Here is a 16,140-nt window from a genome sequence, read left to right as displayed (position 1 = left end):
TAATCTTTATGCATAATCTTATAAAAAAATATAAAAAATATGATTGATATGCAGGGATTTATTAATAACGTGTCGAATGAATAAGTTATAATGGAAATATTAGTTAAATTTATTTGGAAAATGTCTGGAGGGCAAGAATAATGGGGCTTAGTTTAATCGATAAGCTGACAAATTATTTGATGCCACTGGAGGAAGTGGCTGCTGGAGGGAGTGTTGTATCGGAAATGGATGCAGCTCGTGCTCGTAAGTCGATGAATTTACAGGTTCATACCAGTGAATCGATGTCTTTAAAAGTAGTAGTGGCTTCACCAGTAACATATGATGATGTGTGCATATATGCAAATCATCTGAAGGAAAATGTGGCAGTAGTAATTAATTTTTCAGGTGTAGATCTGAATATGCAGCACGCTATTAAAGATTTTATGAATGGAGTATGTTATGTAGTATCTGGTAATGTACAGCGGATTGCTGATTCTGTATTTATTTATGTTCCAGGACATGTAGATATAGAGAAAGAGCTATATGCGTATTCTGTTCCTGCCTATATAAAGCCTAAGATATAAATATAAGAATTCCTTTGAAGTTGTTGCTTTTCTTCAAGCAGCAGCTTTAAAGGAATTTTCTGCATTTCTACCTGAATTCGATGGAAATAGAGAGGAGTTACGTATGAAATCTAAAAAATTAGATCAATTAGCAATCAATACAATTCGCAACTTGTCGATTGATGCAGTGGAAAAAGCCAACTCTGGCCATCCGGGAATGCCTATGGGAGCAGCTTCTATGGCCTATCAACTTTGGACGAAGCATATGCATCACAACCCAAAGAATCCAAAATGGTTTAACAGGGATCGTTTTGTACTGTCTGCAGGCCATGGTTCAATCTTGCTGTATAGCTTATTGCATTTATCAGGTTATGATCTTACAATCGAAGATTTGAAAAGCTTTCGTCAATGGCAAAGCAGGACACCTGGACATCCTGAATATGGGCATACACCAGGGGTGGATGCTACTACAGGACCGTTAGGGCAGGGAATCGCTATGGCAGTTGGAATGGCGATGGCTGAACGGCATCTAGCTGCTCAATACAATAAAGACGAATACAACATAGTAGACCACTGCACCTATAGTATTTGCAGTGATGGCGACTTAATGGAAGGCGTTTCAGCAGAAGCAGCTTCTCTTGCAGGTCATCTTAAATTAGGACGTCTTATTGTTTTATATGATTCCAATAACATATCATTAGACGGAAAACTAAATTTGTCTTTTTCTGAAGATGTACAAAAGCGCTTTAAAGCTTATGGCTGGCAAGTGCTTTATGTAGAAGATGGCAATGATTTGGCTGACATTGATAAAGCGTTAGTAAAGGCAAAAGCGGATATCCTTCGTCCTACACTAATAGAAGTTAAGACAACAATTGGCTTTGGCTCACCTAATAAGGCGGGATCTTCTGCTTCTCATGGATCGCCCTTAGGGAAAGATGAAGTACAGCTAACCAAAGCAGCTTATAAATGGTCTTACGAAAATGATTTTCATGTTGCCGATGAAGTGTATGCTCATTTTTCTGAGCAGGTCATTGAGCAGGGAACCCATTTAGAAGAAGAATGGAATACCCTATTGGAGAAATATCGCATTCAGTATCCAAAGCTAGCAAAAAATCTTGAGGATGCTATCAATGGACTGTTGCCAAATCATTGGGATAGCAATGTGCCAAGATATGAAGACGGTAAAAAAATTGCTTCCCGTTCTTCTTCTGGTGAAGTGATAAATGTACTTGCTAAAACAGTGCCTGCACTCTTTGGCGGATCAGCCGATTTAGCCAGTTCTAACAAAACAACAATAAAAGATGCAAATCCTTTTTCTTCTGCTGATTACAGTGGACGTAATATTTGGTTTGGTGTGCGGGAGTTTGCCATGGGAGCTGCTTTAAACGGCATGGCTTTACACGGCGGATTAAAAGTATATGGTGCAACGTTCTTTATTTTCTCGGACTATTTACGCCCGGCAATTCGTTTGGCAGCCTTAATGAAGCTGCCAGTTACTTATGTGTTTACTCATGACAGTATTGCAGTTGGAGAAGATGGTCCTACACATGAACCGATTGAACAACTGGCTTCGTTAAGAGCCTTGCCCAATCTAAACCTGATTCGTCCGGCAGATGGGAATGAAACAGTAGCTGCCTGGAAAATAGCTTTAGAGTCTCTTGATAAACCTACAGCTTTAGTCTTATCAAGGCAAGATCTTATTATAATCCCTGGGACGAAAGAATCTGCAGATCAAGGGGTACGACGAGGGGCATATGTAATTTCAAAAGCACGGGCAGAAAATCCAGATGCTTTATTGTTGGCAACTGGATCAGAAGTCCAATTAGCCGTGCAGGCACAAAGCCAGCTTGCAAGTGAAAATATTTTTGTATCCGTAGTCAGTTTCCCTTCATGGAACTTATTTGAAAATCAGTCTCGGGAGTATCAAGAAACAGTGCTTCCTTCTAATGTGAAAGTCCGCCTAGCAATTGAAATGGGATCAACATTAGGGTGGGAACGTTATGTTGGCGATCAGGGATGTGTATTAGGAATTGATACATTTGGTGCTTCTGCGCCGGAATCAATCGTACTTAAAGAATATGGATTTACTGTAGAGCATGTGGTTGCCAAAGTCAAAGAACTATTGAAACTTAATAAATAAAGAAAACGTAAACAATAGAATGAACAAATAAAATCCCCTGAATTCAAACTCTATGAATTCAGGGGATTTTATTTGTGTTGAGAAAGATTATTCTGCATTGCAAGTTGAGGCATAATATCCACTTTTCTTTAGTATCGGAATAACCCGAATGGCAGTTAGTGCAATAAATAGGCTTAATATTAAATCGGAAGTAATGTAAGGAAGAAGGCCTACTCCGATAGCAGCTTGTAGTGTCATTTGTTTATGTAAGTAAAAATTTATAATGAGATATAAATATCCTACGCCACAAACATAAACAAAGAATAATCCTAAGAGGACTGCGCTATAAACTTTTATAAAGGTTATAGCAGAAAAGCGTTGAACCAGTTGGCCGATGGTATAAGAACAGGCTATGAAACCTAACAAATAGCCAAAAGTAGGCTGTAGTACATAGGCAGGACCGCCGCCACTGGCAAAGACGGGAATACCGATTAGACCAATCCCAACATAGAGCATCTGAGAGTATAAGCCTTTTCTTCCCCCCAAAAACACACCGGAATAGGCACAAAATAAAAATTGCAATGTGAAAGGTACAAGGGGAGTAGGAATTCTTATAAATGCACCTACTGCAGTTAATGCAGCAAAAATAGAAATTAAGATCATTTCTCTAAGTGTTAACTTCATAAACTGTCCTCCTGCTGTGTGAAATCCATATGTATAGTTTATAATAATTTTACCATTACTGTAAACTGTTTTTATTTAAAGGTTAACGAGCTGGATGTAAGTAAAAGCAATATGCTCGTTTAGTTTTTGTATGAATTATTTAAGTGTGGAAATGCTAAGTAGTGTCAAAAATAAAGCAAATAAAGCAACGTAAATAGCAATGGTGGTAAAGTGCTGGGGAGGTACAAATGAGTGAACTAATTAATAATCGAGAATACAGGCAAAAGGCTTTAAAAGAAATAATCTTGGAACTTCATCAGGGAAAATCAGTTCAGGACGTCAAAGCCAAATTTGATAAAATTGCTGTAGGTATGGATCCATCTGAACTCTCTTTGATTGAACAAGGACTGATTAATGAGGGGTTACCAGTGGAAGAAGTCCAACGACTTTGCGATGTTCATGCTGCGGTCTTCCGAGATGCATTAGAGAAAAATCCGGAATTATCAGTAGAGCATGGACATCCAGCAGCAATTTTTATAGCAGAGAATCAAGCAGTGCAAAAGCTAATAGATCAGGAAATTAGGCCTATCCTCATCGAACTAAAGCAGGCGTCAGACCAGGCTGAAAAAGCATTAGCTTTACAATTGACTGAAAAAATAAACTTGCTATGGGATGTTGATAAACATTATAGGCGAAAAGAGGATCTTATATTTCCGTTTTTGGAGAAGTATGAAATTACTGGGCCACCCAAAGTCATGTGGGGCGTCGACGATAAAATCAGAAACTTGTTAAAAGAAGCAAAAAGCTTGGCTGTTGCTTATCAATCACCTATAAAAGAGAAGTTAATAGCTAAAACGGAAGAAACATTAGTACAAGTTGAGGAAATGATATTTAAAGAAGAAAAAATATTTCTGCCAATGGCGATGGAAACCCTCTCAGAAGATGAATGGTACCGTGCTCTACTCGACAGTGATGAAATTGGTTATTGCTTAGTGGAACCTCAGTATGGCTGGAAACCATATCGGGAGGATGTGAAGGAAGGCGTTATAAATCCGCTCAATGAAAATAATACAAGTGGTCATGTTAAGTTTGACACTGGTTTTTTATCACCCCAAGAAATTGAATTGATTTATCGGCATTTACCAGTTGATATCACTTTTGTTGATAAAAATGGAGTCGTTAAGTTTTTCTCTACGACCAAGGATCGAATTTTCCCACGCACCCGTACGATTATAGGTCGTAAGGTAGAAAACTGCCATCCTCCAGCGAGTGCCCATGTGGTAGAAAAAATAGTGGAGGACTTTAAAAGCGGGAAAAAGGACGATGAAGACTTTTGGATTAAGATGGGAGATAAATTCGTATATATTCGTTATTTTGCGGTAAGAGACAGGGAGGAAAATTTCGCTGGTGTTTTAGAAGTTACCCAGGATATTAAGCCGATTCAAGCGATTACGGGAGAAAAGCGAATTACAGACTAAGTTAGGAACAATAAACAATTAACAATAGGGAATTCCCTAGATTACTTTTAGCCATCAAAAGAGTATAATAAATTTCCTGCTGATATAGGTACAAGTATATTTACGATGTTTGTAAATTGTTCCATGGGCCTTATTAGATGTTGGAGAGGAATAACGACATGTATGCATACTAATTCGCGACAAATACTGCATCGCAAATTAAACTTTAAACACATTAGTTGGTCTACTTTAGGGAGCTTGTGTGCGAGGAAGGTTTTCTTTACAGTATTGATTGGCAGCATCATGGTAGCAGCTGTAGCAGTGGTTTTTAATAAATATGTACTAAAGTACAAATACCCTCATTATTGGTGGTAGATACATTCTAAAATAATGTGTTACTTTCTTTGCAAATAATTAAAATGGTGTAATCCCTCTAGGAATAGAAATTTATTAAAATAAACAATGTAGGGAATTTCCTTTAGCAATAGAGGGAATTCCCTACATTACTTTTTAGTAGTTAAATATTAAAATTAGCCTGATGTCTATTCATTGCACAAAAGAACTATAGAATAATAAGGTTCTTAAAGAGGCAAGGGTAAAAGCAGGATTCATAAGAAAAAACAAACGTAGGAAAGGAAAAAAATAATGGCATATAAAGTAACCGGGATAAGGTTTAACCAGTACTTAAAAGAACTAGAAAAGGAGTATCTAATTTTTGCTCCCGTAGCTCTCTTGGGGAAGGGGGCTTTTACCAATACGGATTCAGTTAGGTATCAGAAAATAACAAAGCTGGAAGAAGTCGAACTGACGATAAAAACTAATTTTTCTGCTAAAGAAATTCTTCTACCCATTACTGAGAATTTATTTTATTTTAACGAGGATAATTGGACAGAACCCAAGGTTCATGATAAAAAAGTACTGCTATTCTTGAGAAGTTGTGACATACATGGCATAAAAAGGCTTGATGATATCTATCTAAGAAATGGATGTGAAGATCCTTACTATAAGGTATTTCGTGAAAAAGTAAGATTTTGTCTCATCGAATGTCATGAAAGTTTTGCAAACTGTTTTTGCGCCAGTATGGGAACCAATATTACGGATGAATATGATATGTTTATACGTCCTGATGGTGATTATGTATATGTCGGAATTAATAATAAAGAGATGAGTCGGCTGGATGAAAAGGTAGTAGACCTTTCTCCGCATTTCGTCATGGAAAATAAAACGAAGGTTTCTATACCGAAAGAGCTATCAAAAGGGCTGGCACAATCTGTTTTTTGGGAAGAATATTCATCTCGCTGCATCGGCTGCGGAAGATGTAGTTTTGTATGTCCAACTTGTAGTTGTTTCTCGATGCAAGATATCTTTTATAAAGAAAATAAAAACATGGGAGAGCGAAGACGGGTTTGGTCTTCCTGTATGGTTGATGGCTTCACGGATATGGCCGGAGGACATTCTTTCCGCAAAAAGCAAGGAGATCGTATGCGATTTAGAGTGATGCATAAGTTTCATGATTATAAAAAGCGCTTTGGCTACCATATGTGTGTCGGGTGTGGAAGATGTGATGATGCATGTCCAGAGTATATTTCGATTGCGCATTGTGCAAATAGACTTAAGAGCATAGTGGAGGAGAAATAATGAGCAATACGTATCTGCCTTTTAAATCCCGAATTATAAAAATAATTCCTCATACTGCTATTGATTATACTTTCTTAATGGAGTATAAGGGCGATGTAAAGCCTGGACAGTTTTTTGAAGTATCCATTCCTAAATTTGGCGAAGCACCCATATCTGTGAGTGAAATTGGTGAAGGGTATGTTGGATTGACAATTCGCAGAGTGGGGCTGGTTACCAATACGATTCATGAGCTACAGGAAGGTGGCGTGCTATTCCTAAGGGGGCCTTATGGTAATGGTTTTAACATTGACTTGTTTAAATCGAAGGAAGTTATTGTTGCTGCTGGTGGGACGGGGTTAGCACCAGTCAAAGGCGTTGTAGATTACTTTGCTGATAATGTTCATGAAGTGACAGTCTTTTCCTTGATTGCTGGATTCAAATCACCTAAAGATATACTTTATAAAGCTGACTTTGAGAAGTGGCAAAGGACAATCAATGTTATAGTAACAGTAGATGGTTCAGATGATGAAACGTATACAGGCAATACGGGTCTTATTACAAATTATATACAAGATATCTCCATAGAAAATCAATCAATGGCAAATGTGATTGTTGTAGGCCCGCCTGTAATGATTCGTTTTACTGTGGCAGAATTTTTAAAAAGAGGGATTAGGGAAGAAAATATATGGGTGTCTTATGAGAGAAAAATGTGCTGTGGCGTTGGCAAATGCGGACACTGTAAAATTGACGATACTTATATTTGTCTTGAGGGACCTGTGTTTAATTATGTGAAAGCTAAAAGTTTTATTGATTAATTAAGGAGGAGCAGTATGTATGGATATAAATACAAAAATACTAAAAAAGAATGCCTTTCGTATAACAAAGGAAAGATATAAGACTGCTATTAGGATTAGGGTTCCAGGGGGAGAAATGGCAGCAAAATATCTGGATACGGTTAAGTACGTGGCAGAAACATTTGGTAATGGTACCATTCATATAACAACGCGACAAGGTTTTGAGATTTCAGGTATTGATATTGAAAAAATGGCAGAGGTGAATGCCATAATTCAAAGTCTAATCGACGGACTTGAAGTTAACCAAACTGATTCTAATGCAGGATATTCTGCAGCAGGTACCAGAAATGTTGCGGCCTGTATTGGGAGTCGGGTATGCCAGTTTGCTAATTTTGATACAAGTGCTTTTGCTCAACGGATAGAGAAAGTGATTTTTCCTAATGATTATCATGTGAAAATTGCTCTTACTGGTTGTCCTAATGATTGTATTAAGGCAAGAATGAATGATTTTGGCATTATTGGCATGAACGAGCCACAGTATGATTCCTATCGGTGCATTGGATGTCAGGCATGTGTAAAAGCTTGTGAAAAAAAATCTGCTGGCGCCTTGAAATTTGAAAACTTTAAGGTAGTCAGGCATTCAGATAAATGCATTGGCTGCGGAGAATGTGTATTAAAGTGCCCAACAGGGGCTTGGACGAGAAGTTCCAATAATTTATATCAGCTTGTAATTATGGGAAGAACGGGAAGAAAGAACCCTAGAATTGCGCAGCCGTTTATCAAGTGGATTGATGAAGCTAGTGTTTTAGAGATCATTAAAAATACCTATGCCTATGTCCATAATTATATAGACAAAGATGCACCAGGAGGAAAGGAACATGTAGGATACATTGTTGATAGAACTGGTTATCAGGTATTCAAAAACTGGGTATTGAAAGATGTAATTTTGAATCCTAAGGCGCAAGTAGCGGAGTATATATATTGGTAAAGTTAACAATAATGACATAAATGATTTTTTATAGCCAATGTAGGGGATCCCCTTAATCGATATAGGGGATTCCCTACATTACTTTTCATCGACAAAATATTAAAATAAATCTGACAATATATATTACACACTTACTAAAGGGGGACCAGTCATTGTATAAATTGAAAATATGGAATCCGGAGGACCCTATTTTTTGGGAGCAGGAGGGAAAAAAAATTGCGAACCGAAATTTATGGATTTCTGTTCCGGCTCTACTCGTATCTTTTTGCATTTGGGTGTTATGGTCGGTTGTAGCGGTTAATCTTAACAGTGCAGGGTTCACATTCAGTACGGAGGAGTTGTTTAATTTAGTTGCTTTGCCAGGATTATCAGGTGCAACGTTACGAATTTTTTATGCTTTTGTAATACCTGTTTTTGGTGGACGGAATTGGACGGTGATTAGCACAGCATCTCTTTTAATTCCAGCGATTGGTATTGGATATGCAGTACAGGATATTACGACAACCTATAAGACAATGGCTATACTGGCTATATTGTGTGGCTTAGGTGGAGGAAACTTCGCATCGTCTATGGGTAACATTAGTTTCTTTTTCCCTAAGAAATTGAAGGGAACTGCATTAGGAATCAATGGGGGATTGGGTAATGTAGGCGTCAGTGTTGTACAGTTTGTGGTACCGTTTGTTATTACCTTTGGAATCTTTGGCAGTATCGGTGGTGAGCCTCAACTTTTAGTGAATGGTGGGAGTGCTAAAAGTGTTTGGCTGCAAAATGCTGCCTTTATATGGATTATTCCTATTGTAGTGATCACAGTAGCCGCGTTTTTTGGTATGAATAACCTGGAGACTGCTAAAGCATCCCTTCGTGAACAATTCAGCATCTTTAGCTGTAAACATATGTGGGTCATGAGTTTTATCTATACCATTGCTTTTGGTTCTTTTATTGGTTATTCCGCAGTGTTTCCTTTATTGATAAAGTTGCAATTTCCTGGCATTAACCCGTTGCAGTATGCTTTTTTAGGACCTCTCGTAGGCGCTCTCTCTCGTCCTATAGGAGGCTGGGCTGCTGATAAATACGGTGGGGCGCGAGTAAGCTTTGGGTCTATTTTTATTATGAGTGGTGCTACCTTAGGAGTTATCTTTTTTATGAACCAACATAATTTTGTCGCATTTTTTATCATGGCATTAATTTTATTTGTTACTACTGGGGCAGCCAGCGGTTCCACGTTTGGCATGTCTTCCAAAATATTTAACCCTAAAGAAGCAGCGCCAGCTATTGGCTTTATTTCAGCCGTTGCTGCTTATGGTGCGTTTTTTGTTCCCATAGCTTTTGGTTGGTCAACACGGACTACTGGATCGCCTGCCATGGCCTTATATGGTTTTATTGCCTTTTATATCATCAGTCTATTTGTAATTCATTATTATTATAGTCGTGCAAATGCAGAGATAAAGTGCTAAGAAATATATGGAGGTGAGAATAAATGGAGAAGCAAGAATTACCATTATGGAAAAAACTGAATTTCTTTAAAATCAAAGAAACAGCGCAGAATGGCTGGAGTCAAGTGGTTGCAGATGATCGAGACGCTGAAACTATATACCGTAAGCGTTGGAATTATGACAAAGTGGTACGCACGACCCATGGTGTAAACTGTACAGGGTCCTGCAGCTGGAAGGTATTTGTTAAGGACGGTATTATTACCTCAGAAAACCAGCAGACAGATTATCCTTCCACAGGACCGGATATGCCAGAGTTCGAGCCTAGAGGATGTCCAAGGGGAGCTAGCTTCTCCTGGTATGTATATAGTCCTCTTAGAATTAAGCACCCTTATATTCGCAGTCAATTATTGTCATTATGGCGTGAGGCATTAACAAAAAATAATGGTCATTTAGTAAAGGCTTGGGGCTCGATTGTAGAAGATCAAGACAAAGCAAAACAATATAAAGAGGTGCGGGGCAAGGGCGGCTTTGTACGGGCTGAGTGGCAAGAAGTTAATGAAATCATGTCAGCTATGCTGCTATATACCATTATCACTTATGGACCTGACCGCATTGCTGGTTTTACGCCTATACCTGCCATGTCCATGGTCAGCTATGCAGCGGGATCACGATTTTTATCACTCTTAGGTGCCCCTATGCTAAGCTTTTATGACTGGTATGCAGATTTGCCCCCTGCATCACCACAGATATGGGGTGAGCAGACGGATGTACCAGAAAGCAGCGACTGGTATAATGCGGGGTATATCATTATGTGGGGTTCCAATATACCAATGACTCGAACACCGGATGCCCATTTTATGACGGAAGTCCGTTATAAAGGTACGAAGGTCGTAGCCGTCAGTCCTGACTATGCGGAAAATGTAAAATTTGCTGACAATTGGCTTCCAGTTAATCCGGGATCAGACGCTGCTCTAGCTCAGGCAATGACCCATGTAATTTTGAAAGAATTTTATGTTGATAAACAAGAAAAATACTTTCTGGACTATGCAAAACAGTTTACGGATATGCCATTTTTAGTACTCATTGAAAAAGAGGATACTGTTTATACCCCGGGGCGTTTTGTAAGGGCTAGTGATCTTGGGCTGGCAGTAAATAAAGGCGAGTGGAAACCAGTACTGTGGGATGCAGTACAAGAAGGCCCGGCAATTCCTAAAGGGACCATTGGCCAGCGTTGGGATAGTACGGGACAATGGAATCTGAAAATGGAGAATGAATCTGGTGAGGCTCTTTCTCCTTTACTGACATTCCTTGGCCTGGAAGATGAGCAAATTTGCGTGGATCTTCCTGAATTTACGGAAGGTGGTACTGGAATTGTTAAACGAGGCATCCCTGTTAAATTGATTATGAATAACGGTAAATTGCTAAGAGTCACAACTGTATTTGATCTGATGTTAGCTCAATATGGAGTGAAACGTAATCTGCCAGGACAATATCCTGTAGATTATTATGATGAACAAACATATACCCCGGCTTGGCAAAAGAAACATACGAATGTGGAAACGGAATTAGTGATTCAGATAGCTAGAGAATTTGCCCAAAATGCTGCCGATACGTTGGGGCGGTCCATGATTATCATGGGAGCAGGCATTAATCATTGGTTTAATGGAGATACCATTTATCGGGCTATATTAAATTTGGTAATCCTAACTGGCTGTCAGGGCGTAAATGGCGGTGGTTGGGCTCATTATGTAGGACAGGAGAAGTGTCGTCCTATCGAAGGCTGGGGTACAGTAGCATTTGCTCGTGACTGGTCAATGCCTCCCCGTCTGCAGAATGCGACCTCCTTTTTTTATTTTGCCACCAACCAGTGGCAGTATGAAACACATAGCATGGATGGACTAAAATCACCAACAGTCACTAAAAGCCGCTATAGCCATCCCGCAGACTATAATGTGTTAGCCGCTAGACTTGGATGGATGCCTTCCTACCCTCAGTTTAGTGAAAATCCTTTACAGCTGAGTACTAAAGCCAGTCAAGCAGGAGCTGAAACTTCCGAACAAGTCATCCGTCATGTCGTTGAAAAACTCAAGGACAAATCCATGTCTTTTGCCGTAGAAGACCCTGACAACAGGAAGAATCACCCTCGTGGATTATTTGTCTGGCGTTCTAACCTGATTTCTAGTTCTGGTAAAGGGCATGAGTATTTTCTGAAATATCTACTGGGAGCATCTCATGGTCTCTTATCGGAACCGAATGAAGAGCTAAGACCAGAGGAAGTTACGTGGAATAATGCACCGCCAGAAGGTAAGCTGGATTTATTGGTTACTATAGATTTTCGTATGGCTGGCACGGCGCTTTATTCTGATATTGTACTGCCTGCAGCTACTTGGTATGAAAAAACAGATTTAAGCAGTACGGATATGCATCCTTTTGTTCATCCGTTCAATCCAGCTATTAATCCACCTTGGGAAGCCAAATCAGATTGGGATATTTTCAAAAGTTTAGCCAAGGCCTTTTCCACTACAGCAAAAGAATATCTGCCTGAGGTGCAACAAGATATCGTGGCAGTGCCTCTTATGCATGATTCGCCAGGCGAGATTGCCCAGCCTTTTGGCAAGGTGCTGGATTGGCGCAAAGGGGAAGTAGAAGCGGTGCCTGGAAAGACGATGCCGAATCTGGTAATGGTGGAGCGGGATTATAAAGAAATTTATAATAAATTTACTTCCCTTGGTCCATTGTTAGGAAAAAATCCAGTGGGGGCCCATGGTATTGCTTTTCCTGTTAAAGAACAGTATGAGGAACTAAAAAAGAGTAATGGGCAGATTACGGTGCCAGGTGTGGCTTTCGGTCGACCTGCTATTGAGACTGCTCGTCAAGCGGCAGAAGCAATCCTTACATTGTCAAGTGCTACTAATGGCAAATTAGCCATGAAGGCTTGGGAAGATGCGGAAAAGAAAACGGGTATGGAGCTTAAAGATATCAGCGCTGGCCGGGCGGGAGAAAAGTTTACTTTTAATGACATTACGGTGCAGCCTAGGCAAGTTATTCCCACACCTGTGTTTACTGGTTCCAATCAAGGAAATAAGCGCTATTCACCCTTTACTACCAGTATCGATCATTTGATGCCTTTTCGCACATTGACAGGACGGCAGCATTTCTATATCGATCATGAAATCATGCTGGAGTTTGGTGAAGCCATGCCTGTATATAAACCGACTTTATCACCGGTACTGTTTGCTGGCAAAGAACATAAACCCTTAGCAGCAGGTAAGGAGATTGTGCTGCGATATCTTACCCCCCATGGCAAATGGAATATACACAGTACCTATCAAGATAACCTGCATATGCTGACCTTATTCCGCGGTGGGCCTCATGTATGGGTGAACCATCAGGACGCCTTGCAGGCAGATCTTAAAGATAATGACTGGGTAGAAGTATATAACCGTAATGGTGTCGTTGCCGCCAGAGTAGTGGTGAGTCACCGTATGCCCAGGGGTACTCTTTATATGTATCACGCCCAAGATAAGCATATCAATGTCCCAGGTTCAGCCATTACCGGTCAGCGAGGCGGTACCCACAATAGTCCTACACGGGTTCATGTGAAGCCCACTCAATGTATTGGCGGATATGCCCAGCTTAGCTATGGGTTTAACTATTACGGGCCAATTGGCAATCAAAGAGATATCTATGTTGCAGTTCGCAAGTTGAAGGAGGTAGCTTGGCTTGAAGATTAAAGCTCAATTGGCTATGGTAATTAATTTGGATAAATGCATTGGCTGCCATACTTGCAGTGTGACCTGTAAGAATACTTGGACCAATCGTGAGGGTGCGGAGTATATGTGGTTTAACAATGTAGAAACCAAACCTGGCATTGGTTATCCTGTGGAATGGGAAAATCAAGAAAAATACAAAGGTGGTTGGGAATTACAAGATGGTAAAATCAGGCTAAAAGGCGGCAGTCGTTTGGCAAAGTTATTATTTAAGTTGTTTCATAATCCTGATATGCCGACCCTTGATGATTACTACGAACCTTGGACATATGATTATGAAAAACTACTGAACAGTCCCACCAAGCGCTATCAGCCCGTTGCCCGTCCTAAATCAGTGATTACTGGTAAGAATATGGAGTTGAAGTGGGGGCCAAACTGGGAAGATGATTTGGCAGGTGCCCATCAAACTGGTAATAAGGACCCGAATATAGTAAAGATGCAGGAAAAAGTGAAATTTGAGTTTGAACAGACCTTCATGGCCTATTTACCAAGGCTTTGTGAACACTGTCTAAATCCCGGCTGTGTGGCAGCATGTCCTTCAGGTGCTATTTATAAGCGGGAAGAAGATGGCATTGTTTTAGTCGATCAGGACGCTTGTCGAGGCTGGCGTCTGTGCATGACGGGTTGCCCGTATAAAAAGGTTTATTTTAATTGGCAAACCCATAAGGCCGAAAAATGTATTTTTTGCTTTCCCCGGGTGGAATCTGGTCAGCCAACTATTTGTTCGGAAACTTGTTCCGGGCGTGTGCGGTATATGGGCGTTATATTGTATGATGCAGATAAAGTAAAAGAAGCGGCATCCACTGTCAATGAACAGAATTTATATGAGGCTCAGCTTGGTGTATTCTTAGACCCGGCTGATCCTGGAGTGATTGCAAAGGCTCGCCTTGATGGCATTCGTGAAGATTGGTTAGAGGATGCGAAGCGTTCCCCCATCTATGATTTAGCTGTACGGTATGGGGTGGCACTGCCGCTGCATCCGGAATTTCGCACCATGCCAATGGTATGGTATATACCACCTCTTAGTCCCATTGTTAGTGCGGCAAAAGAACAAGGAGTAAATCAAAATTTATTTCCGTTACTCGATGATATGCGTATTCCCATCGAGTACTTGGCCAATATCTTGACGGCTGGTAATACAGAAGCTGTAAAAATTGCTTTAGGTAAACTGCTTGCGATGCGAACCTATATGCGATCAATCAATATGAACAAAACAGTTGATGTGGATAAGCTAAGGAAGGCTGGTCTTGATGAAATTGCTGCTGAGCGTATGTATCGTCTGCTGGCCATTGCCAAATATGAGGATCGCTTTGTTATTCCCACATCACATCAAGAAAAATATGTGAATGTATATAAACAACAAGGTAGTTGTGGTTATTCTCTGCCCCAGGGTAACTCTTTCTATAGCACTGGAGGTGAAGAAGGTGATAGCTAAAGAAATGTTGCAATTCCTCTCCATATTGCTGCAATATCCTAAGAGCGGCTGGCTGGAAATCAATCAATTACGTATACTGGCAAGTAAATTGGAACATTTGCCCAAGAAAGAAAATATAGATACTTTTCTGGATTATTTGGACCACAGAAGTTGTGAAGAATTAGCAGCAGAATATGTAGACACTTTTGATTTTAGCGAACACTGTAATTTGTATATTACCTCCTTGCTCTGTCCTGATGATCGAAAGCGTGGTCAGGTGCTGGCAGATTTGAAAGCAATCTATTTACAAGCTGGACTTGAGGTAGATACAGAGGAATTACCTGACTATCTTCCCCTGTTGCTTGAATTCTTAGCGATTGCTAACCAGGAATCATGTAAGCAGGTTCTAGAAATTGTAGGTCCTGGTATGGAAAAATTATGGCAGCAACTTAAGGAAAAACATAATCCTTACGCTGCATTGCTTGAGCTTTGCATCCCATCTACAGTACCAGCGGCATGTGTAGAAACTGTCCATACAGGAGGAGATCTATCATGAAATTCACAGAACAATTTCTATGGGTGATCTATCCTTATATAGCGTTAACTATTTTTGTTGTTGGGCATATTTATCGTTATAATACGGATCAATTAGGGTGGACAGCTAAATCAAGTGAATTATTAGAAAAACGTAGTTTATGGTGGGGTAGTATGTTGTTTCACGCTGGTATTTTAGCCGTCGTTGGAGGGCACATTTCTGGTCTGTTGATCCCTAAGGCCTTTTTTGAATCCATTGGAGTAAATGAACAGATGTATCATATGGCTGCTGTTTATGGTGGAGGACCAGCTGGCCTGGTCGCATTAGCAGGTATTCTTATTCTTACGCTGCGCCGCTTTGGCAATGATCGTGTATTTGCAGTTAGTAGTGCAGCTGATTTAATTGTTGTGATATTGGTGCTGATTGAAGTTTCGTTAGGGTTGGCAAGTACAATTACAAATGTACTGAGTACAGGTAGTTTTGATTATCGGGAAACCATTGGTCCTTGGTTTAGAGGTTTATTATTTTTGCAGCCTGCTGCTTCCTTTATGGCTGCTGTACCTTTGGTGTTCAAACTTCATGTTGTAGTGGGTTTTGGAATATTTGCATTGTGGCCTTTTACAAGATTGGTACATGTATGGAGTATGCCTATTGAATATATCAACAGAGCATATATTCAATATTTTAGTAAGGACTTAAAAGTAAAATCATTTCATTGAGTTGTAAGGGCAATCAAAGTTATTTTTTAGATTGCCCTTATTTCATAACCTTCTTTGTCTTTGCTTTTAAATAGAAACTGTGCTAAATT

12 protein-coding genes are annotated in these 16,140 nt (G+C 39.9%); 11 read left to right on the top strand and 1 reads right to left on the bottom strand.

The annotated features are described in order from the left end of the window. Positions 1–140: 140 nt before the first annotated feature. Positions 141–563 (top strand): cell division protein SepF, encoded by a 423-nt coding sequence (locus FR7_RS14210; protein WP_007935473.1) that lies wholly within the window; start codon positions 141–143, stop codon positions 561–563. A gap of 103 nt (positions 564–666) precedes the next feature. Continuing rightward, positions 667–2,682: a transketolase gene (gene tkt, locus FR7_RS14205; RefSeq protein ID WP_007935472.1), complete on the top strand. Its 2,016-nt coding sequence runs from the start codon at positions 667–669 to the stop codon at positions 2,680–2,682. Positions 2,683–2,769: 87 nt separating this feature from the next. Here tkt and FR7_RS14200 read toward each other — a convergent pair whose 3' ends face one another. Beyond that, on the bottom strand, positions 2,770–3,345 hold the full coding sequence (locus FR7_RS14200; protein ID WP_007935470.1) for a biotin transporter BioY: 576 nt from the start codon (positions 3,343–3,345) through the stop codon (positions 2,770–2,772). 227 nt (positions 3,346–3,572) lie between these two features. Here FR7_RS14200 and FR7_RS14195 point away from each other — a divergent pair, with 227 nt between their 5' ends. From FR7_RS14195 to narI, 9 genes are all read left to right on the top strand, one after another. After that, a complete protein-coding gene (locus tag FR7_RS14195; protein ID WP_007935469.1) occupies positions 3,573–4,802 on the top strand; it encodes a DUF438 domain-containing protein in 1,230 nt (409 codons plus the stop codon). 624 nt (positions 4,803–5,426) lie between these two features. After that, a complete protein-coding gene (gene asrA, locus FR7_RS14190) occupies positions 5,427–6,419 on the top strand; it encodes an anaerobic sulfite reductase subunit AsrA (protein ID WP_007935468.1) in 993 nt (330 codons plus the stop codon). After that, positions 6,419–7,213, top strand: coding sequence for an anaerobic sulfite reductase subunit AsrB (gene asrB / locus FR7_RS14185; RefSeq protein ID WP_007935467.1), 795 nt, complete (start codon positions 6,419–6,421; stop codon positions 7,211–7,213). The genes asrA and asrB overlap by 1 nt, the downstream gene beginning before the upstream one ends. Positions 7,214–7,232: 19 nt before the next feature. Further along, a complete protein-coding gene (gene asrC / locus FR7_RS14180; protein WP_007935466.1) occupies positions 7,233–8,180 on the top strand; it encodes a sulfite reductase subunit C in 948 nt (315 codons plus the stop codon). Positions 8,181–8,332: 152 nt separating this feature from the next. After that, positions 8,333–9,634, top strand: coding sequence for an MFS transporter (locus FR7_RS14175; RefSeq protein WP_007935465.1), 1,302 nt, complete (start codon positions 8,333–8,335; stop codon positions 9,632–9,634). Positions 9,635–9,657: 23 nt separating this feature from the next. Beyond that, positions 9,658–13,347, top strand: a complete 3,690-nt coding sequence (locus FR7_RS14170) for a nitrate reductase subunit alpha (RefSeq protein WP_007935464.1) — start codon at positions 9,658–9,660, stop codon at positions 13,345–13,347. Then, positions 13,337–14,818, top strand: a complete 1,482-nt coding sequence (gene narH / locus FR7_RS14165) for a nitrate reductase subunit beta (RefSeq protein ID WP_007935463.1) — start codon at positions 13,337–13,339, stop codon at positions 14,816–14,818. Before FR7_RS14170 ends, narH begins: the two co-directional genes overlap by 11 nt. After that, positions 14,808–15,353, top strand: coding sequence for a nitrate reductase molybdenum cofactor assembly chaperone (gene narJ / locus FR7_RS14160; protein ID WP_007935461.1), 546 nt, complete (start codon positions 14,808–14,810; stop codon positions 15,351–15,353). Before narH ends, narJ begins: the two co-directional genes overlap by 11 nt. Further along, entirely contained in the window at positions 15,350–16,051 is a 702-nt protein-coding gene (gene narI, locus FR7_RS14155) for a respiratory nitrate reductase subunit gamma (protein ID WP_007935459.1), read from the top strand. The genes narJ and narI overlap by 4 nt, the downstream gene beginning before the upstream one ends. Positions 16,052–16,140: the final 89 nt, after the last annotated feature.

Source organism: Pelosinus fermentans DSM 17108 (assembly GCF_000271485.2).
GTDB lineage: Bacteria > Bacillota > Negativicutes > DSM-13327 > DSM-13327 > Pelosinus > Pelosinus fermentans.
Note: the sequence above shows the minus strand (reverse complement) of the source record. Positions and strands in the feature narration are given on the sequence as shown.